Annotated in this window: 14 protein-coding genes and 2 pseudogenes; 1 reads left to right on the top strand and 15 read right to left on the bottom strand. The window is 38.3% G+C overall.

The genetic code is table 11. The annotated features are described in order from the left end of the window. Window positions 1-2 precede the first annotated feature (2 nt). On the top strand, window positions 3-617 hold the full coding sequence (locus tag AC2CGN_RS01245; RefSeq protein ID WP_286925865.1) for an ABC-2 transporter permease: 615 nt from the start codon (window positions 3-5) through the stop codon (window positions 615-617). 189 nt (window positions 618-806) lie between these two features. On the opposite strand, the gene AC2CGN_RS01240 is transcribed toward AC2CGN_RS01245, so the two are convergent. The 15 genes and pseudogenes from AC2CGN_RS01240 to AC2CGN_RS01170 all read right to left on the bottom strand — a co-directional run. Further along, on the bottom strand, window positions 807-2030 hold the full coding sequence (locus tag AC2CGN_RS01240; RefSeq protein WP_484511645.1) for a M16 family metallopeptidase: 1224 nt from the start codon (window positions 2028-2030) through the stop codon (window positions 807-809). A gap of 63 nt (window positions 2031-2093) precedes the next feature. Beyond that, window positions 2094-4208, bottom strand: a complete 2115-nt coding sequence (pnp, locus tag AC2CGN_RS01235) for a polyribonucleotide nucleotidyltransferase (RefSeq protein ID WP_484511643.1) — start codon at window positions 4206-4208, stop codon at window positions 2094-2096. Window positions 4209-4867: 659 nt separating this feature from the next. After that, entirely contained in the window at window positions 4868-5137 is a 270-nt protein-coding gene (rpsO, locus tag AC2CGN_RS01230) for a 30S ribosomal protein S15 (protein WP_429980625.1), read from the bottom strand. A gap of 194 nt (window positions 5138-5331) precedes the next feature. Continuing rightward, window positions 5332-6285 (bottom strand): riboflavin biosynthesis protein RibF, encoded by a 954-nt coding sequence (gene ribF / locus AC2CGN_RS01225; RefSeq protein WP_429984548.1) that lies wholly within the window; start codon window positions 6283-6285, stop codon window positions 5332-5334. Between the two features lie 12 nt (window positions 6286-6297). Next, the gene (gene truB, locus AC2CGN_RS01220; RefSeq protein ID WP_369594848.1) at window positions 6298-7209 is read right to left on the bottom strand and encodes a tRNA pseudouridine(55) synthase TruB; all 912 of its coding nucleotides are present in this window, start codon (window positions 7207-7209) and stop codon (window positions 6298-6300) included. Between the two features lie 110 nt (window positions 7210-7319). Further along, window positions 7320-7661, bottom strand: coding sequence for a 30S ribosome-binding factor RbfA (gene rbfA, locus AC2CGN_RS01215; protein WP_283871199.1), 342 nt, complete (start codon window positions 7659-7661; stop codon window positions 7320-7322). A gap of 98 nt (window positions 7662-7759) precedes the next feature. Continuing rightward, the gene (locus AC2CGN_RS01210) at window positions 7760-8038 is read right to left on the bottom strand and encodes a DUF503 domain-containing protein (RefSeq protein ID WP_054770642.1); all 279 of its coding nucleotides are present in this window, start codon (window positions 8036-8038) and stop codon (window positions 7760-7762) included. Further along, complete coding sequence (gene infB / locus AC2CGN_RS01205) at window positions 8038-10320, bottom strand: translation initiation factor IF-2 (protein WP_429980623.1); 2283 nt, start codon at window positions 10318-10320, stop codon at window positions 8038-8040. The genes AC2CGN_RS01210 and infB overlap by 1 nt, the downstream gene beginning before the upstream one ends. A 14-nt stretch (window positions 10321-10334) precedes the next feature. Next, on the bottom strand, window positions 10335-10643 hold the full coding sequence (locus AC2CGN_RS01200) for a YlxQ family RNA-binding protein (RefSeq protein WP_054770641.1): 309 nt from the start codon (window positions 10641-10643) through the stop codon (window positions 10335-10337). After that, window positions 10640-10918: an RNase P modulator RnpM gene (gene rnpM / locus AC2CGN_RS01195; protein WP_283871197.1), complete on the bottom strand. Its 279-nt coding sequence runs from the start codon at window positions 10916-10918 to the stop codon at window positions 10640-10642. Before rnpM ends, AC2CGN_RS01200 begins: the two co-directional genes overlap by 4 nt. A 178-nt stretch (window positions 10919-11096) precedes the next feature. Then, on the bottom strand, window positions 11097-12236 hold the full coding sequence (gene nusA, locus AC2CGN_RS01190) for a transcription termination factor NusA (protein WP_054770639.1): 1140 nt from the start codon (window positions 12234-12236) through the stop codon (window positions 11097-11099). 24 nt (window positions 12237-12260) lie between these two features. After that, entirely contained in the window at window positions 12261-12737 is a 477-nt protein-coding gene (gene rimP, locus AC2CGN_RS01185) for a ribosome maturation factor RimP (RefSeq protein ID WP_286925858.1), read from the bottom strand. A 337-nt stretch (window positions 12738-13074) separates the two neighbouring features. Then, a pseudogene (locus AC2CGN_RS01180) lies at window positions 13075-14478 on the bottom strand (PolC-type DNA polymerase III); the annotation flags it as partial. A gap of 108 nt (window positions 14479-14586) precedes the next feature. Next, on the bottom strand, window positions 14587-16413 hold the full coding sequence (ltrA, locus tag AC2CGN_RS01175; RefSeq protein WP_484511638.1) for a group II intron reverse transcriptase/maturase: 1827 nt from the start codon (window positions 16411-16413) through the stop codon (window positions 14587-14589). 719 nt (window positions 16414-17132) lie between these two features. Continuing rightward, window positions 17133-20060, bottom strand: a pseudogene (locus AC2CGN_RS01170) (PolC-type DNA polymerase III); the annotation flags it as partial. Window positions 20061-20427 lie beyond the last annotated feature (367 nt).

The raw sequence follows: 20427 nt of genomic DNA, 5'->3' as shown, positions 1-20427 counted from the left end.
TCATGCAGGCTCTACTTTTACAAAGAATAATGGTACAGAAGTGGTCAATTTTTTTTGTAGTTATCATATGTGCTATTATCAATTTCTTTAAAATACCTTATTTAGATAATCCCTCAATAGGCATTTTTGCGGTTGTTTTTTCCGCTTCCATTGTTGGGGGATTATATGATAGTGATTATAAAATTAACTGGGAATTGTTTGTTAATAGTCTCCCGTTAACTAAAAAAACACAGCTTCAGGCTGATTATCTATATTGCTATGGAATCGTAATATTGCTGTTTTTCCTAATGGCACCAGCTTATTTTTCACAATCCGCTGCGAACGAAAATTTCTCAGAGCATTTCGCCATGTATTTTGCTTATATTAGCAGTGCCTCTCTGCTCATCTGTACACAGTTTTATATCCATCATCTAGAAGAGACGAAGGGGATGCGTAATTTTAGGATGATCATTGCTATTCTTATTATTTTTATCATCAATTTTCCAATTCATTACTATCTATCACTAGTAGCGGCCAATTTATTGATCATTTTAATCCCCACAATTATCTGTCTTATCATTAGCATTTTTATTTTCCATAAAAGCTTGACATTGTATTTAGCAAAAGAGGTTTATTAAAAGAGAGAGAAATAGGCTACCAAAACGGGTGGGCACTGACAATTTCATTTTCATAGTAGAGATCTGTCTTTTGTTAAAGTTGAAAAAACTTAAAAAAGTCGATTTGCATCACATTTTTTGTGGCAAACCGACTTTTTTAGTGCCCTCAAAAACCTTAGTTATATAGGCTAAACTTTAATTTCGGAATATTTATGCCTTAGGGCCAATTATGGCGATGGCTGGCTCAGCTTTTAATATTTTCGCAATTAGGCGTTCCACTGACGCCATTGAAACTGCATCAATAGCTGTTAGTACCTCGTCCACAGAGCGATGCTTTCCATGTACCAGTTCACTTGTACCATTACGATTCATCCGAGCACCAGTCCCCTCTAATCCAAGCACAAAACTGCCCTTAAGCTGCTCCTTCGCATTATCAAGCTCCTCTTCTGTTACGCCGCCAGCCACAATATCTAGTAATGTTGCATCAACTGTGTGCTGGAGCTGTGATAATTGTTGACGACTTGTACTACTGTAAATCGTAAATGCTCCGACGTCAGCATAGCAGGATTGGTAGGAAAAAATCGTATAAGCCAAGCCTCGTTCCTCACGAACTTCCTGGAATAAGCGAGAGCTCATATTGCCCCCAATAATATTATTAAGAGCTATAAAACTATACATATCTGGATCTTTTACACCAATTGCTGGATAAGAGATTGCTACATGTGCTTGCTCTGTATCACGTATTTTTGTTATCTCTCCTGGATGAAATTGTGGGTTTGTTAATTCTGGTGCAACCTCAAGAGGAGATGCTTGGTATTGTCCAAATAAATCAATTATTGTTTGTAGGAGTTTTTCGGAAATATTGCCTGCTAATGAAATAACTACTGATTTCGGGCCGTAGTGTTTAGCCATATAAGCGCGAATCATATCTGCTGTAAATGTTTTTAATGTAGCAGCAGTGCCTAGTATTGGACGACCAAGCGCATCATTTGGATACATTACTTCCCATAACTTTTCATGTACATCGTCATCTGGTGCATCTTCACTCATTAAGATTTCCTCTAATACTACTTGTCGTTCCTTCTCTAACTCCTCTTCTGCAAATGTAGAGTTAAAGAACATATCAGCAAGTATTGTGACTGCAAGCTCTGCATGATGATCTAAAACTTTAGCATAATAGCATGTATTTTCCTTAGAGGTAAAAGCATTTAATTCTCCACCAATACGATCAAATTCCTCGGCAATTTGACGAGCAGTGCGCGTTGCTGTTCCTTTAAACAGCATGTGCTCAATAAAATGAGTAATCCCATTCTCTTCAGGTAATTCATAGCGAGAACCTGCATTCACAAAAATGCCTAAAGCTACCGATCTTACATGATCAATTTGCTCAGACACAATACGCACACCATTGTCACATGTATGTACTTGTACCATAAAATTCCCTCCATCTTGATTTAAAAAAGGCTGCGCAACATACGCAGCCTTTGCTATTCCCTATTATTTACCTTGCTCAGCGCGCTCTTTTTCCTCTTGAATAACCACTTTACGAGATAAATTCACACGTCCTTGCTTGTCGATTTCAATCACTTTTACAAGTAATTGATCACCAAGTTTTAAAACATCTTCTACCTGCTTTGTACGTTCCTCTTGGATTTCAGAGATATGAAGTAAACCATCCTTACCTGGGAAGATTTCACAGAATGCACCGAATTTTTCAATACGCTTCACTGTCGCTAAGTAGTACTCCCCTACTTTTGCTTCACGTACGATATCTTCAATAATTTGTTTTGCACGTGCATTCATTTCTTCATCTGCAGAAGAGATGTAAATTGTACCGTCTTGCTCTGTATCAATTTTTACCCCAGTTTCTTCAATAATTTTGTTAATTTGTTTACCGCCTGGTCCAATGACATCACGGATTTTATCAGGGTTAATTTTCACAATGACAATTTTCGGTGCAAATTCAGATAATTTTTCACGTGGTTCAGCAAGTGTCGCAAGCATTGATTCTAAAATATGCATGCGCCCAATTTTAGCTTGTGTTAATGCTTCTTCTAAAATATTGCGGGATAATCCATCGATTTTAATGTCCATTTGTAGGGCTGTTACACCTTTAGCTGTACCTGCAACTTTAAAGTCCATATCTCCAAGGTGATCTTCCATTCCTTGAATATCTGTTAAGATGGAGTAATACTCACCTTTTTTAATAAGACCCATTGCAATACCTGCTACAGGTGCTTTTAATGGAACACCCGCATCCATCATTGCTAACGTGGAGGCACAGATGGAAGCCTGAGAAGTAGAACCATTCGATTCAAGCACTTCCGATACACAACGAATCGTATATGGGAATACAGATTCATTTGGAATAACTGCTTCAAGTGCACGTTCTCCTAGCGCTCCATGTCCAATTTCACGACGACCTGGTCCACGAATCGGTCCTGTTTCCCCAACTGAGAATTGAGGGAAGTTATAATGATGCATAAAGCGTTTAGATTCTTCCACACCTAATCCATCAATAATTTGCACATCTCCAAGTGCCCCTAGAGTACAAATTGACAATGCTTGTGTTTGTCCACGTGTAAATAGTGCTGAACCATGCGTACGCTGTAATAATCCCGTTTCTGATGAAAGTGGACGGATCTCATCAAGTTTACGACCATCTGGACGAATTTTATCTTCTGTAATTTGACGGCGTACTTCATCTTTTACCATCTTATCTAGAATTGTATAAACCTGCTTCATTGTTTCATCATCAGCTTCTTGCTCTTCGTAAGAAGCAATAACACGATCTTTTACTGCTTGAATCGCTTCATCACGAGCATGTTTTTCTGCTGTTTGAATGGCATCATGCATGTCAGACTCACAAGCTGCCTTTATATCTGCTTGAATCGCTTCATTAATTTCAAATAATGTTACTGGTAATTTTTCCTTTCCAACCTCAGCAGCAATTTGCTCTTGGAAAGCAATAATTTTTTTAATTTCTTCATGACCAAACATAATGGCCTCTAACATTACCTCTTCTGGAACTTCAAGTGCACCTGCTTCAACCATGTTGATAGCATCTTTGTTCCCAGCTACAGATAAATGAATAGTTGAATGATTAGATTGTTCCACTGTTGGGTTCACGATGAATTCACCATCAATATAGCCAACCTGTACACCTGCTATTGGTCCATCGAATGGGATATCGGAAATAGCTAGTGCTAATGAGGAACCAACCATAGCTGCCATTTCAGACGTACAATTCGGATCATTGGACATAACCATTGAAATGACTTGGACTTCATTACGGAACCCATCTGGGAACATCGGACGAATAGGGCGGTCGATTAGACGGCTTGCAAGAATCGCTTTTTCAGATGGACGACCTTCACGTTTAATAAAGCCGCCAGGAATTTTACCTGCAGCATATAGGCGTTCTTCATAGTTTACTGTTAATGGGAAGAAATCAAGTGGTTTTGGTGATTTTGACATTGTTGCTGTTGAAAGTACTGAAGTATCGCCATAGCGTACTAATACAGCTCCATTTGCTTGTTTTGCTAACTGTCCAACTTCGATTACAAGTGGACGGCCAGCCCATTCGTAGGAATAGACTTTCTTCTCGTTCATTCAATGAACCCCTCTCTATTATAAAACACTTACTTCGTCTGTATGTACTAATAGTAAGTGTACCAAAAATGCTTGTTCTATGCTAAAAAATATTTCATGAAATAATCATACATTTAAAATCAATTATTGCCAATTTATTTAAGATTTATTTTTATATTTTATTGAAAAAGCACTTTTATACTTCTGTTATATGAATTTGACTTAAAATAATCCTTCCTGATAGGAAATAATGGATAAATCATTATTTTCAAATGTAGGTTTACACAATAGGTTATCATACCACATCTTTCTAGTATAATGAAAGTTAGGCGCATAGTAAAGTTTAAGCATAGATAGCCAAAGAAGAATAAAAAAGATTGGCATGATGAAGCGGTCCACCCCAATAAGATCATGACCATTGTAAAAATGCAACATATGAATAGACCCTGAGCCCTAGTAAAATTCTTTCCAGGGAATAGGGACTTTTATGACTAACTCATTATGTTGTGTTGATAACCTCTCAATTTAGTTGCGAGATATTTCCTTTTTCAAGTGTACTATTTTTGTATATCGTTAATCGTTGACAAGAATTTTAATTACTAACCTGACTAAAAAACAAAAAAGACCATAGACAAACAAAGTTGTCTATAGTCTAAAACAGGAGCAATCCTGCTTTTAAATTAGCGACGTAAGCCTAAACGGTTGATTAGTTCACGGTAACGTTGTACGTCAGTTTCACGAAGATATTTTAATAAGTGACGACGACGACCTACCATTTTTAGAAGACCACGCTCAGAGTGGAAATCTTTTTTGTGAGTACGTAAGTGTGTGTTTAGAGCATTAATTTCCTCTGTTAACATTGCAACTTGTACTTCTGGTGAACCAGTGTCACTTTCGTGAGTGCGGTACTCAGCGATAATTTCGTTTTTACGTTCTTTTGAAATAGCCATTTGTATGGACCTCCTAAATTATAATAAATCCCCATTAGCACAGTACACGTTGGAGTTATCGATATACCGAGCTAAGGTTAAGCATTTATGCACTTATGAATGTTACCATAAATCAAAAGGTCAAGCAAGTGATAACGTAATTCTACTCAAATACCGAAGCAGAAAAACACAGCAACATTGACCATGTTTAACCGTTATTGTTGGAAAGCATTAAAATAGTCGATCGCTTCCTGTTTATCCTTTTCAATTTGTGCCTTTAATGCTTCAATACCATCAAATTTACGTTCACTTCGAATACGTTTATACCAAGCAACATGTACTTCTTCGCCATAGATGCTCTTTTCGAAGTTTAGTATATGAACCTCAATAGATAATTGCTTATCATTTGGGTCTTTAAATGTTGGTTTGTAGCCTACATTACATACGCCATCATACCAATTATTTTGTACAAATAAACGGACAGCATAGACACCGCTTGCTGGAATATAAGTCCCCTCTAGTGCTTGAACATTTGCAGTAGGGAAGCCTATAGTACGTCCTCGCTTATCACCATGTATAACAATACCTGCGATTTCAAAGGGTCGACCTAGCAGCATTCTTGCAGCTTCCATGTCTCCCTCCTGTAAAAGTTTACGAATTCGTGTAGAGCTAATTTTTTCAATATCATCCGTTTTCTTTTCAACAATCGTCACACCATAATCGCCATTACTCAAAGCATGCATCTCCTCCATTGTGCCCTTTCCAAATGCACCAAAGGAGAAATCAAAGCCAGCTGTAACATGTTGGATATTTAATCCACGGATAAACGTATCAATAAAGGCTGCTGGAGAAAGCTTGGCAAAATCTGAAGTAAAATGTACGACAAATACCGTATCCACACCTTGTTCTTGAAACAGTTGCAATTTTTGCTGTAGCAATGTAATATAAAAAACCTTTTCGTTACGTCCACCAAGGACTATAGAAGGATGTGGATCAAAAGTCATCACTGCAGTCGAAATTTGACGCTTGTCTCCCTCTTCCTTCGCTGCCTTGATAACTGCCTGATGCCCTCTATGTACACCATCAAAAAAGCCAATTGCTAATGAATAAGGCTGCATGCTTTCTCGTTGCTGTAGTTGATGCGGGTATTTTAAATGAATGACCTCCATACAAAAATCCTCCTACTCTATCGTCGGAAACATTTTATGTGGTTTCATCAACCCTTCCTTCGTTGGATGTGGTTGATAAACCGCCATTGCTTTCCCATTGATTCCAAAAACAATTTTATCATGTATCTTTAATAATGTATCTGCCGGAAGCACTTGTCCATTGAAAATTTCTTTTTCATTAGCAGCAGTAATTTCAATATATGGAAAGTCTGTTAATGCATACTCAACTGGTAAAATACATCTATCAATTTGTTCAGCTTCCATCAGTTCAGCAACCTGTCCCAATGTAAAGCAATTTTCTTGTGTAAATGTGCCTGAGGCTGTGCGTACAAGCTCTTGCATATGTGCAGGATAACCAAGTGCTTCCCCTATTTGTACGGCTAATGTGCGGATATATGTGCCCTTACTACAAGCTATGCGAACTGGAAACGTAATTTCTTGTCCTTCATATAGTTCGATCTCATCTAAAAGCTCTAAAGCATAAATTGTAACCTGACGTGTCGGTCTTTCAACGGTTTCCCCTTTACGTGCATATTCATAAAGGCGTTTACCATTGACTTTGACTGCAGAAAACATAGGTGGTGTTTGTTCAATCACTCCTGTTAAAGAAGCTAGCACCTCTAATAATTGACCTCGAGTGAATTGCTTGATGTTGGTATCCTGTTCAACTGTTTCACCTTCTGCATCCTCGGTTGTCGTTGTTCGACCAATAGAAATGATAGCTTCATAGGTTTTTCCTGCATCTGTTAAATACTCTGCAATCCTTGTCGCCTGTCCAATACAAATTGGTAGAACACCCTCTACACCTGGATCAAGTGTACCTGTATGTCCTACTTTTTTTGTGCGTAAAATTTTTCGTAATTTAAAAACACAATCATGGCTTGTCATGCCACGTTCCTTCCAAAGTGGTAAAATACCGTTCATATAGCTCCTCCCAAAACTTCTTTGTTGTAAAATTGCCAAATCAACAATTTTTCCTACAATAAAAAGCCTGCCTGCATGAATATGCATGTGGCAGACTCTTTATCTTTTACTTATTCTTTGTGTAAACCTCGTAGCAATGTATCAATACGGTTTCCATATTCAATCGATGAATCAAATTCAAAGATTAATTCTGGTGTACGGCGTAATCGGATACGTGAACCGATTTCTGAACGAATAAAACCAGAGGCCTTTACTAAAGCTTTTAGTGTTTCTTCTCGTTCACGTTCATTGCCTAAAGTTGTAATATAAATAGTCGCTTGCTGTAAATCACCTGTTACCTCAACACCCGTAACAGTAACAAACCCAACACGCGGATCTTTTATTTTACGGCCAAGAATATCACCGAGTTCTTTTTTCATTTGCTCAGCAACACGGTTTGAGCGTAGAGACATAATTTGTCACCTCTATTTCGATTCCAGATAGTGTGCTTACTCTTTTAGATGTATTGGAATGATCTCAACATATAAATGACACAGCTATCTTTTGTTACTTATAAATAATCTCGCCACACATTGAGCTGTTCCCATGACGGATTTGACTGTAAGAAATGAAGCGCATGATTAATTTCTCGCTCAGCCGCTTCTTTTGAAGAAGAAACAGCAACAAGTGCTAATTTTGTGCGCTGCCATACATTTTGATGGTCAATTTCCGCAATGGATACATTAAACTTTTGCTTTGTGCGGGTAATCATACGCTGTAGGACAGCACGTTTTTCCTTTAACGAATGGGCAGTTTGAATGATGAATTCAACCTCTGCGTATACAATCATTAGACGCGTTTAACTTCTTCCATAATATAGGCTTCAATAATGTCGCCTTCTTTAATATCGTTGAAGTTTGTAATTGTAATACCACATTCGTATCCCTTTGCAACTTCTTTCACTTCATCTTTGAAGCGTTTAAGTGTATCTAATTCACCTTCAAAAATTACTACATTGTCGCGGATTACACGTACGCCAGAATCACGCGTTACTTTACCTTCTGTTACATATGAACCAGCAATTGTACCAACTTTTGATACTTTAATTGTTTGTCGAACTTCTGCTTGACCAATAATTTTTTCTTCGAATTCTGGATCAAGCATACCTTTCATCGCTTGTTCAATTTCTTCGATTACTTTATAGATAATACGGTGTAAGCGAATATCTACGCCTTCTTGTTCAGCGGCACGTTTTGCATTAACGTCTGGACGAACATTAAAACCAATTACAATGGCATTTGATGCAGCAGCAAGAGAAATATCAGACTCTGTAATTGCCCCTGCGCCAGTGTGAATAATTTTTACGTTAACGCCTTCCACATCAATTTTCATTAAAGATGCAGCCATAGCTTCAACAGTACCTTGAACGTCAGCCTTCACGATAAGGTTAAGCTCTTTCATTTCACCTTGGCTCATTTGTTCAAATAGATTATCCAGTGTTACGCGCTGTTTTTCAGAGCGTTGTGCTTGTATGGCAGACATTGCACGTGTTTCACCTACTTGACGTGCTGTTTTTTCATCTTCAAAAACAACGAAGCGGTCTCCAGCTTGCGGCACATCATTTAAGCCCGTAATTTCTACTGGCGTTGATGGTCCAGCCTCTTTCACACGACGCCCCTTGTCATTTACCATCGCACGTACTCGCCCATAAGTATGACCAACAACAATTGGGTCTCCTACTTTTAGTGTGCCATCTTGTACTAATAGTGTTGCAACAGAACCACGACCTTTATCAAGCTGTGCTTCAATAACAGTACCTATAGCTAAGCGGTTAGGATTTGCTTTTAATTCCCCAACTTCTGCAACAAGTAAAATCATCTCAAGCAATGTATCGATGCCTTCACCTTTTAATGCGGAAATTGGTACAAAAATTGTATCTCCGCCCCATGCCTCTGGAACAAGACCATGCTCTGTTAATTCTTGCATTACACGATCAGGATTCGCTGAAGGTTTATCCATTTTGTTGACAGCAACAATAATTGGTACTTCTGCAGCTTTTGCGTGGTTAATAGCTTCTACTGTTTGTGGCATGACACCATCATCTGCAGCTACCACTAAAATTGTTAAGTCTGTTACTTTTGCCCCACGTGCACGCATTGTTGTAAAAGCAGCGTGACCTGGTGTATCCAGGAACGTAATTTTTTTGTCGCCTTCAGTTACTTGGTAGGCACCAATATGCTGTGTAATACCACCAGCTTCTCCTGCTGTAACTTTTGTATGGCGAATTGAGTCTAATAATGTCGTTTTACCATGGTCAACGTGACCCATAATTGTTACAACTGGAGGACGTTCCGATAATTCCTCCTCGTTTACTTCTTCTGTTTGTTCGAAGTGTGTTTCTAAATCCGTAATATCCACACGGATTTCTTCTTCAACTTCTACACCGTAGTCTGCGCAAATTAATTCAATTGCATCCTTATCTAATTCTTGGTTAATTGTTGCCATTACACCAAGCATAAATAACTTTTTAATGATTTCTGATGGTTCACGATGTAGTTTTTTGGCTAATTCCGCAACAGATAGTGATTCAACAAACGTAATTTTTTCTGGTAATTCCTTTTGTTTCACTGGTATTGATGGTTGATGTGTTTTTGGATGGCGACGTTTGCCTCCATGAATTCCTGGTTTTGGACGTTGGTTAAAACCACCGCCACCTCTACGATTATTATTATTATTGTTATTATTATTTTGTGTCATATTTCGATTTTGATTACCTTTTGTATTCTTAGATTTTTCGTTAGACGAATTTGAGTTTTGATGCGTTTGTTGCTGATTGTTTGCTCTAGGCTTAGAAGTAGCAGATTGCTGCTTTTGTCCTTCTTGCCTTTTCATCGATTGCTGTGGTTTTTGTTGTCCATTAGGTTGTGTTCTTTGTGATACGTTTTGAGTAGGTTGTTTCACTTCTTTTTTTCCTGATGTACTAAATGTTTGGTTTAACTTTGACACAATGTCTTTTTCTAACATAGACATATGATTTGTTACACTCACATTTAATTTACTTAGTGCTTCAATAACCTCTTTACTCGTTTTATTCACTTGTTTTGCATATTCATGAACTCTGATTTTGGTCATCTGCTCACCCCCGATTATTTTTCGTTGAGTAGACTAGACAATTTACTTGCAAAACCTTTATCGGTAATAGCTAAAGCCACTCGGGCCTCCTTACCTGTAGCATGTCCTAGATCATAACGATCACCAATTACATGATACTCAACGTTGTAGTACGTGCATTTATCTTGAATTTTCTTGCTAGAGTTTTTAGAAGCATCGTTTGCAAGCAGTACAAGCTTAGCATTACCATTGCGGACTTCCTTTACTACTAACTCTTCTCCTGAAATGACTTTACGGGCTCTTGCCGCGATTCCAAGCAAATTAAACACTGCTTGCTGGATCATATAATAGACTCCCTACGAATCAACAATAGTAGTTCATCGTATATTTCTTCAGGTATTTTTACATCAAGCTGGTGCCCTAAAACATTTTTCTTACGAGCGATTTCAACTGCCTCCTCTGATTTAGAGACATAAGCACCTCGTCCGGATTTCTTTCCAGAAATATCCACGCTTACCTCACCCTCTTTTGAACGAACAACACGAATCATTTCTTTTTTTGGTAGCATTTCTCCGGTAGCTACACATTTGCGAAGAGGTATTTTTTTATTAACAGCCATAAGAATCACCTTTCCTCTCTGAAGCTTGTCGTAAGAGGTGGACTAGCCACGCATTACCTCAGTCATGTCCTGATTAAGAAACCATAACTTTTTACAAGGTAGACAATGCCATTATTCAGTCGACGCCCTCAACGTCCACTGAATAATGGCAGCAGACTAGTCACACGGCCTTTCTTACTTATTCTTCGTCGTCTTGATATAAGTCAACTGCTACATCCTCAAAATCACTTTCTTCATCTTCAGCAGGAATGAAAGTGCTTGTAGCAGATGGATAAATACCTAGCTCACGGGCATCTGTTTCACTTTTAATATCAATTTTCCAACCAGTTAGCTTTGCAGCTAAACGTGCATTTTGACCACGCTTACCAATTGCCAGAGATAATTGATAGTCAGGTACGACAACCGTTGTAGATTTTTCTTCTTCGTTTACTTGCACATCTAAAACCTTTGAAGGGCTAAGAGCATTTGCCACGAAAACAACTGGATCTTCTGACCATTCAACAATATCGATTTTCTCTCCGTTTAATTCATTGACAATAGTCTGAACACGAGCACCTTTTGCTCCTACACATGAGCCGACTGGATCTACTTCTTCATTATGTGCATATACAGAAATTTTTGAACGATCTCCCGCTTCTCGAGCAATTGATTTAATTTCTACAATACCTTCATAAATTTCAGGTACTTCCATCTCAAATAATCGACGTAGTAACCCTGGATGTGTGCGTGACACAATGACTTGCGGTCCACGAGTTGTTCGCTCAACCTTTGTAATATAGACTTTAATACGATCATGCGGATGATATTTTTCACCTTGTATTTGTTCATTGACTGGTAGAGCAGCTTCTACTTTACCTAAGCCTACATAAATATTACGAGCATCAAGTCGCTCAACAACACCAGTGACAATATCGTCTTCACGGTCTACGTATTGTTCGTAAATTAAGCCTCGTTCAGCCTCGCGTACACGTTGTGTCACGACTTGTTTTGCTGTTTGAGCAGCAATACGACCAAAGTTGCGAGGTGTCACTTCTTGTTCAACCACATCTTCTAATTGATAAGCAGGGTTGATAGCCTTGGCATCCTCTAAAGATATTTGTAAGCGGTCATCCTCAACCTCTTCTACAACATCTTTACGTGAAAAGACACGAATAGAGCCCTTATCTAAATTTAAGTCCACACGAACATTCTGTGCTTGATTAAAGTTGCGTTTGTAAGCTGTAACTAATGCCGCTTCAATTGCCTCAATTAACACATCTCTTGAAATTCCCTTTTGTTCTTCTAGCGCAGTTAGCGCATCTAACAAATCACTACTCATTTTGTTTTCACTCCTAAATATGCATTATGCTGAAAAATCGATGGCTAATCGTGCCAATGCGATTTTTTCTTGTTCAATGGTTACTGTTATTTTGCGCGTTTTAATACGTACTTCCATCACTAATGTATGTTCATTGTATGACGTTAAGTAGCCTTGGAATTCCTTCATGTCCTTAATGGGCTCATAGGTCTTTACGTAAATAAATTTACCAATCGCTTTTTCAAAATCAGCATCTTTTTTTAGTGGACGTTCTGCTCCAGGTGAAGAAACTTCTAAATAATAGTTTTGTGTAATTGGATCCTTTTCATCCAATAGTAGACTCAGTCTTTCACTTACTTGAGCACATTGGTCAATGTCAATTCCGCCTTCAGGTGTATCGACATAAACACGTAAAAACCAGTTACGCCCTTCTTTTACGAACTCGATATCCACTAACTCAAGGTTTAACTCTTCTACAATTGGATTAGCGAGCTCTTCAATTAAAGATGGTACTTTGCTCATTGTTGCCTCCTGTATCTATTAAATTCTAGCGTAATAACGATTCATTACGAAATCCTATAATGAACCATAATAAAACAGAAATTCCACCATTGATTTGGTGAAATTTTACGGTCTTACCTGCTGTTAGTCAAAAATTTGTTTTGCTACGGTATAACAACAGAAAAGAGCGGGAAGGCCCCACTCTTTTGCTGGAAAATTATCAACAAATTATTACCATAAGAATAGCACAGTTTACAGCACAATGCAAATTTCCTTATTCTAGACATCATTGACACATTATAAATGTGTCTGGAATTCGAAAATGTCCATTAGTTTGTCATAAAAACTAACGTAATTATTAGAATAGTGATAGCTGATTAGCATCTGGCATGCCTTCTAAACAGCCCAGTTGATCCATGTATTCAATTAATGTTTTAGATACACGACCACGTTGCTGTAAGTCTTCTTTCGATAAAAACTCGCCTTCCTCACGTGCCGCCACAATTGTTTTCGCAACGTTCGTACCAAGTCCAGGAATCGCATCGAATGGGGGGATTAATGTGTTACCATCAATTACAAATTCACTGGCCTGCGAACGGTATAAGTCAACCTTTTGGAAGCTCATACCACGCTCACACATTTCAAGTGCAAGCTCCATAACCGTTAGTAAGTTTTTCTCTTTTGTGGAAGCATCTAAGCCTTTCATATTGATTTCATCAATTTTGGCACGAATCATTTGTGATCCCTGTACCATCGATATTAAATCAAAATCATCGGCACGAACTGTGAAATAAGCTGCATAATAAAGGATTGGGAAGTGTACCTTAAACCAAGCAATACGTACTGCCATTAACACATAAGCTGCCGCATGGGCTTTCGGGAACATGTATTTTATTTTTTTACACGATTCGATATACCAGCCTGGTACCTTATTTGCAAGCATCTCTGCTTCAAACTCATCAGATAATCCCTTCCCTTTACGCACGGATTCCATAATTTTAAAGGCCAATGACGGTTCTAGACCTTGGTAAATTAAATACACCATGATATCGTCACGACAGCCAATTACCTCTTTCAGTACACATGTACCGTTTTGTATTAATTCCTGAGCATTACCTAGCCATACATCTGTTCCATGGGAAAGCCCCGAAATTTGCACAAGCTCTGAAAAAGTGGATGGCTTTGTATCTTCTAGCATTTGACGCACAAATCGAGTACCAAACTCTGGGATTCCTAATGTTCCTGTTTTGCAGCCGATTTGTTTTTCTGTTACACCTAAAGATTCAGGGGAACTAAAAATTTTCATAACGACTGGATCATCTGTTGGAATTGTTTTTGGATCTATACCTGATAAATCCTGCAACATCCGAATCACAGTCGGATCATCGTGTCCCAGAATATCCAGTTTTAAAATATTGTCGTGAATGGAATGGAAATCAAAATGAGTTGTTCGCCATTCGGCATCCTGTGCATCCGCAGGATATTGCACTGGGGAGAAGTCGTAAATATCCATATAATCTGGTACTACGATGATTCCCCCGGGATGTTGTCCAGTTGTACGTTTTACACCTGTACAGCCTTGCACTAAGCGATCTACTTCTGCTCCACGAAAATGCAGGTTATTATCACTTGCATAGCCCTTTACATAGCCATACGCTGTTTTCTCAGCAACTGTACCAATTGTTCCAGCGCGAAATACATAATCTTCACCGAATAGAACTTTTGTATAGTTATGGGCATTTGGTTGATATTCACCAGAAAAATATGACGATAGGTAAGCCTTTGAAGTCATCGCTAGCTTTTCCCCCGTCCCACACCGTGCATGAGGCTTTCACACTCACACGGCGTTCCATCGTTAGTTTTGTTGAATTTATAGACTAAGCTTTGGATTTCCTACTTCCGTTCTTAGCCTGTTTAATTTGTTAATTGCTTTAGCTTCGAGTTTACTTAAAATCTTCTGATACTCTTTATTTTTTAATGGGTCTGAATTATGAATGAGCATATGATATTCCCTATTGATAATAATCAAATTATCATATTCATCTGTACCACCCTGTGCTGTTGGCTTAATATGATGACATAATGCTTGATGAGGTGTTAACCTCTCAGCTGTGATACCACAACAACCTTTTTGTGCTACATATTTACTCAACCGGTTATTTTCATACTGAACACTTTTCGATTTATAGATTCCCTTACGAAACATTTCTATTTCTCTTATGGACACTTGTTTTAAATCTTTATGGACTGCTTTCCTATCATTCTCATTGTAAATCGTAAATTCTGGTTTCCGTTGTCCCCGTATATCATGCCGAACTGCTTCAATAGGATAGACTAACAACCCATTGCTTTTGAAACGTGGATAATTGTAATCTCCATAAAATTTATCAATCACTCCGTTTGTTTCCTTTGTTTTCACAAAGATGTTTCTTATCATGAGTGATTTAATGTTTGGATGAATATTATGCCTTATCTCATTAAAATCCTGAGCGATTCGAGTTGCAATCTTATAGTAATTTTGCAACCCTAAAATATTTGCATTAAAATTCATCACTTTTTGTGGAGTAGGACTTTTCCTTAGTTTTACTAGTTGGTGCCTTATTACGCCTTGTACCTTTTCTTTTGCTTTTGGGTCCATCTTAGAGTTTACGATGTATCCTGTTTTCGCATTGCCTTTTTGTACCGCTCTAAAGCGAATCCCTAAAAAGTCTGTACCGTTTTTACGCAAATTTGTGATTTTACTTTTTTCTTCACTAATTTCTAGCCCTAATCGTTCTTTTAGCCATTTTTCAACGGCTATTTTAATCTTTCGAGCATTTTCATATGAATTCGTGAAGATTTTAAAATCATCTGCGTATCGAACTAGATACATTGGTTTTAGCCTTGTCTTTTTAAGTGTGTCCGTTTTATTGCGTTTTAGCTTATAAGGTACTCGTGTTGGTTTTGTTTCCCATTGATTTGAAATCCACCAATCAAACTCGTTTAAAACTACGTTTGCGAGTAATGGAGATAAAATTCCTCCTTGTGGGGTTCCCTTTGTTGGTACTCCTTCACCTGTAATTTCGGATTTCAACATCTTCTTTAGTATCGCTAATACTTTTTTGTCTCTAATACCAATCGTCCATAATTGTTTCATTAGTTTTTTATGATTTACATTGTCGAAGAAACCTTTAATATCTATATCAACTACAAAATGTTGATGACTATGATTCACCATATGGTAGCATCTTGCGATTGCATCATGTGTGCTTCGCTTCGGTCTAAAGCCATAACTTTGCGGATGAAATTTTGCCTCTGTAATCGGTTCTAATACTTGCAAAAACATTTGCTGTATTAGTCTATCCTCAATAGTTGGGATACCAAGAGGTCGCATCTTTCCGCTCGGTTTTGGTATAAACAACCTTCTTACTGCGTGTGGTGAATAATTATCAAGCCTTCTTCGAACAAGTCTGATTAGTTTATCAGCATTCATTTTGTTTAGATGTTTAATTGTGTGTCCATTAACACCTTTCGTTTTACTACCTGTATTGCTTTTGAGGTTTCGAAAGGCGAGCAATATATTTTCTTCGGAAATAATCAAGTCATAAAGGTCTGTAAAATAACGACCACTCTTACTTTCGTTATAAAGATCATCAAAAGTTTTTTGCAATCCAAAATACTCGTTATTTCTTAACTTTTGAATCATTGAGTCAGTCAACTACTCACTCCCTTTGAGCTTTCGTTCTCTTTAGTCATACTAGAATCTGACTTGTGTAGGTTTAGTTTCAACACTAACGACTTGTGCCCTTCCCTCTGAAATGTTTTATCCTCCGACCTATTGGTTATTCAGTCATCAATGGCATTTCTTCAAAGGTACTACGGCACTACTGCCACTCCGTCAAAGTACGTTATAGCTATTCAGCCTTTCCGTACACCGTCGTCATCGACATGCAACTGTCTCTTACGTTCGGAGCTTCACACGTTCCACTATTTCTATCTGTACATCTTTCCTTAGGCTCCCCCTAAATTCCGCTAGGCTTGCATGTGCCTGTAACACATGATGGATTTTCATAATCAAACGCTTACTCATCCACACCTAGAAGTCCTAATTTGGACCCCGCAGCATTTCTACTACGTGACATTCACGAAAAGTCAATCGAGGGTTCGTCCCAGTGAGTTCTACTGATTCTAACCATAGAAAGTTTATAGACGCCAGACCTATCATTCACAGGATTGCTCCCTTTCCACAGCCTTACTGTTTGGGTGAACTTCAGCCTACTTTAACGAGCTTCATACAAGTTTCAGTTTTGCAATCATCCGCTTGCATGTCGTAGCTTCAGCGAGTGCGTTTCGGGGCGTTACTCCGTCATTCCGCACTTCGAAATAGCAGTTCTACCAATATATGGTGGCATGTCTTTTCAACTAGCAACGTGTCGCACTCAAATCGATGTCAGGCACCTTATCTCCTTTAAAACCAAGGAATGTTTCGAATGGAATATCTTGTCCATCCTTTTTATAAGGTGTTCCACATTCTGTACAATTCTTATTTGGTAAGTCAAAACCTGAGCTAACAGATCCATCATCAAAAAACTCAGAATGCTTACAATTTGGGCAAATATAATGAGGTGGTAGTGGATTTACCTCTGTAATCTCCATAAAGGTTGCTACTAACGAAGATCCAACGGAACCACGGGAACCAACTAAATAACCATCAGCTAGTGATTTTTTCACTAGCTTCGCAGAGATTAAATAAATTACACCGAAGCCATGACCTAAAATCGATTTTAATTCCTTCTCGATACGTGCCTTCACGATTTCAGGTAAATCGTCTCCATAAATGCGATGAGCCATTTCATAAGTTAAATTGGTTACCTCATCATCCGAGCCTTCAATTTTAGGTGTATATAAATCGTCTTTAATAGGCTTCACATCACCAATCATATCTGCAATTTTTTGAGAGTTGGTAACAACAACTTCCTTCGCAAGATCTGGCCCTAAAAAGTCAAATTCCTTGAGCATTTCATCCGTCGTTCTAAAATGAACCTCAGGTAGCTTTGATTTATTTAAAATATTGGCACCACCTTGTGAACCAATTAATATTTGTCTGAACATCCCATCTGTCGGATCTAAATAATGAACATTACCTGTTGCCACAACTGGTTTATCAAGCTTCTTCCCAAGCTTTACAAGTTTTCGAATAATATCCTCAAGTGTCCATTCATCACGAACGACATTACGCTCAATTAATGGTGCGTACACTGCCTTAGGCTGAACCTCAATATAATCATAGAATCGTGCAACTTTCTCAGCTTCCTCTGGTGATTTATTCATCATTGTCTCAAATACTTCACCATTACTACAGCCAGATCCGATCAATAAACCTTCTCTATATTGCTCTAGGACCGCTCGTGTAACACGAGGCACACGATAGAACGTTTTTGTATGTGAGTGAGTGACGATTTTAAATAAATTTTTAAGCCCAGCATTATCTACTGCTAATATCGTGCAGTGCATAGGTCTTCCTTTTTTATAAGCGTCTCCACCACCGATATGCTTATTAAAATCATCGTGATATTTAATGTTTAATTCATCTGCATCCTTTAACAGCTGTAAAAGTAAGTAACCCGTTGCCTCAGTATCATAAATAGCTCGGTGATGCTGGGTTAATTCAATATTAAATTTTTTACATAGTGTATTTAAACGGTGATTTTTCATCGTCGGGTAGAGTAATCTGGCAAGCTCCAGCGTATCAATAACTGGATGAATGGTATCCTCTAGCTCATATTTTTTATAGCCTGTATATAAAAAGCCAATATCAAATGATGCATTATGAGCTACCACAATCCCATCTTCAATAAATGCATGGAACTCCTTAATGACTTGCTCCACTTCTGGTGCATTTCGTACCATATCGTCTGTAATACCTGTTAGTTCAATGGTGGTCGCTGATAATGGATGGTGTGGATTGGCAAAGCTTTCGTATTTATCAATCACATGTCCATCTTTAATTTTAACTGCAGCAAGCTCTATGATTGTATCGTAAGCGGTGGAAAGACCTGTTGTTTCCACGTCAAATACAACATAGGTAGCGTCAGTTAATAATCGATGCTCAGAGGCATAAGCAATTGGCACACCATCATCAACTAAATTTGCTTCCATACCATAGATTACTTTGATGCCATGTTTTTTCCCTGCTGCATACGCATCTGGGAAGGATTGCACTACTGCATGATCTGTAATAGCAACAGCTGGATGTCCCCATTTTGCCGCCTGACCCACTAGTCGATCAACTGGAGTAACAGCGTCCATCTGACTCATTGGTGTATGCAAGTGTAATTCAACACGTTTTTCTCCCTCTGGTGCCTTGTCCTGACGTGTTTCTTTTTTGATTTCATTGATATCATTGGCCATCACAATTAAGTCACGAATAAATGTATCTGTTTGAACAGAGCCGCGAACTTTTATCCACATGCCCTTTTTCAAATGTTGCATCAGTTCGGCATCATCATTATCGCGAGAGAACATTTTAACAATGATAGAATCCGTATAGTCAGTCATTTTAATTTGTAATAATGAGCGACCACTTTTCAATTCCTTAATTTCCGTATCAAAGACAAAGCCCTCAATAATAACCCGACGCTCTTCCTCCACAATGCGTTTAATCTCCATAATCTCATCATCTTTAATATGCATTCCCAATTGGAATGGACGATCGCCAAGATTCGCCATGGCTGGATTGTCTTTTTTCTCCTGCTCACGTTTTTGATAATCTTGTATCGCTTGTTGGGCTAATGCAGCTTCCTCCAAGCGCTTCTGCTCCATAAAAGCTTCCTGTGCTGCAATCATTTCTTCTGTTTCATCCTGTAACACAAAGTCTACAGCCATTGCTGGAAAACCGAATTGACTATAGCTCGTGGAGAGCTTTTCTGCATACTTTGTTTTTAGCATCATAAATTCCATTTCTTGCATGCAGGATAAAGTAATCTTTTGACCATTCCAGTTTGGTATTTGAGATACAAGACAATTTTTAAGAGTTGGCGCCATTTCATCTATTTGTTCAACTACAGTTAACCAATAAGCCTGAACAAGCTCTTCTGTTACGTCCTTCTCTACCGTTTCAAATGTTGTATGGATCTGAGCAATAGCAGAAAATTTCTCTGTTAAATGTGTACGAAAAAGCTGATAAAGTGGAAACGGAAGTATTCCTCGTAATTTTATGGTGAAATGCCATAGTCTGTTTTTTTTGTGAACGGTTAAACGTGATAATTCACCTTCTTCAAAAAAGGACATATAAACATCATCTGTTAACTCTAGTTGCTGCAAGAGCATCCGAAACCTCGTTCTTGCCTCTTGTTGCTGTTCCAACTTAGTAACACCTACTTTCTACAATCTAAATTGAAGAAAAAAATTCGCACCCTCTCTACGGGCGATCTACAAACAACAACAAATACTGATTGGTATCTGTTTTATTGCTTGATTGGTTCATTGTCCCGCAGAAGTGTCGCGAATTCTTTACTACTATCTTATCAAAAATCAATTATGCCTCGGCATAATTGCGTCCGGAATCGGCTTTGTGCTTACATAAAGAACTCCTTTTCGATTCCGTGACATCCTCCGGAGGCTTTAACTTCTTTCAGCTGGTGTTTGGACACCCTCTGAAAAATAGCTTAAAGTCGCATTCATCTCACCACTATAGAGGTGGGAGACTTCTGCTGAAAGAAGTTAAAGGGCA

The organism is Lysinibacillus sp. DFXJR4 (assembly GCF_057196045.1).
This window is presented reverse-complemented; position numbering and strand designations above follow the sequence as displayed.

Bases quoted from the DNA above. Each gene is read 5' to 3' on its own strand.
- AC2CGN_RS01245 (WP_286925865.1), top strand. From the start codon at position 3: ATGCAGGCTCTACTTTTACAAAGAATAATGGTACAGAAGTGGTCAATT.
- AC2CGN_RS01240 (WP_484511645.1), bottom strand. From the start codon at position 2,030: ATGGTACAAGTACATACATGTGACAATGGTGTGCGTATTGTGTCTGAG.
- pnp (WP_484511643.1), bottom strand. From the start codon at position 4,208: ATGAACGAGAAGAAAGTCTATTCCTACGAATGGGCTGGCCGTCCACTT.
- rpsO (WP_429980625.1), bottom strand. From the start codon at position 5,137: ATGGCTATTTCAAAAGAACGTAAAAACGAAATTATCGCTGAGTACCGC.
- ribF (WP_429984548.1), bottom strand. From the start codon at position 6,285: ATGGAGGTCATTCATTTAAAATACCCGCATCAACTACAGCAACGAGAA.
- truB (WP_369594848.1), bottom strand. From the start codon at position 7,209: ATGAACGGTATTTTACCACTTTGGAAGGAACGTGGCATGACAAGCCAT.
- rbfA (WP_283871199.1), bottom strand. From the start codon at position 7,661: ATGTCTCTACGCTCAAACCGTGTTGCTGAGCAAATGAAAAAAGAACTC.
- AC2CGN_RS01210 (WP_054770642.1), bottom strand. From the start codon at position 8,038: ATGATTGTATACGCAGAGGTTGAATTCATCATTCAAACTGCCCATTCG.
- infB (WP_429980623.1), bottom strand. From the start codon at position 10,320: ATGACCAAAATCAGAGTTCATGAATATGCAAAACAAGTGAATAAAACG.
- AC2CGN_RS01200 (WP_054770641.1), bottom strand. From the start codon at position 10,643: ATGATCCAGCAAGCAGTGTTTAATTTGCTTGGAATCGCGGCAAGAGCC.
- rnpM (WP_283871197.1), bottom strand. From the start codon at position 10,918: ATGGCTGTTAATAAAAAAATACCTCTTCGCAAATGTGTAGCTACCGGA.
- nusA (WP_054770639.1), bottom strand. From the start codon at position 12,236: ATGAGTAGTGATTTGTTAGATGCGCTAACTGCGCTAGAAGAACAAAAG.
- rimP (WP_286925858.1), bottom strand. From the start codon at position 12,737: ATGAGCAAAGTACCATCTTTAATTGAAGAGCTCGCTAATCCAATTGTA.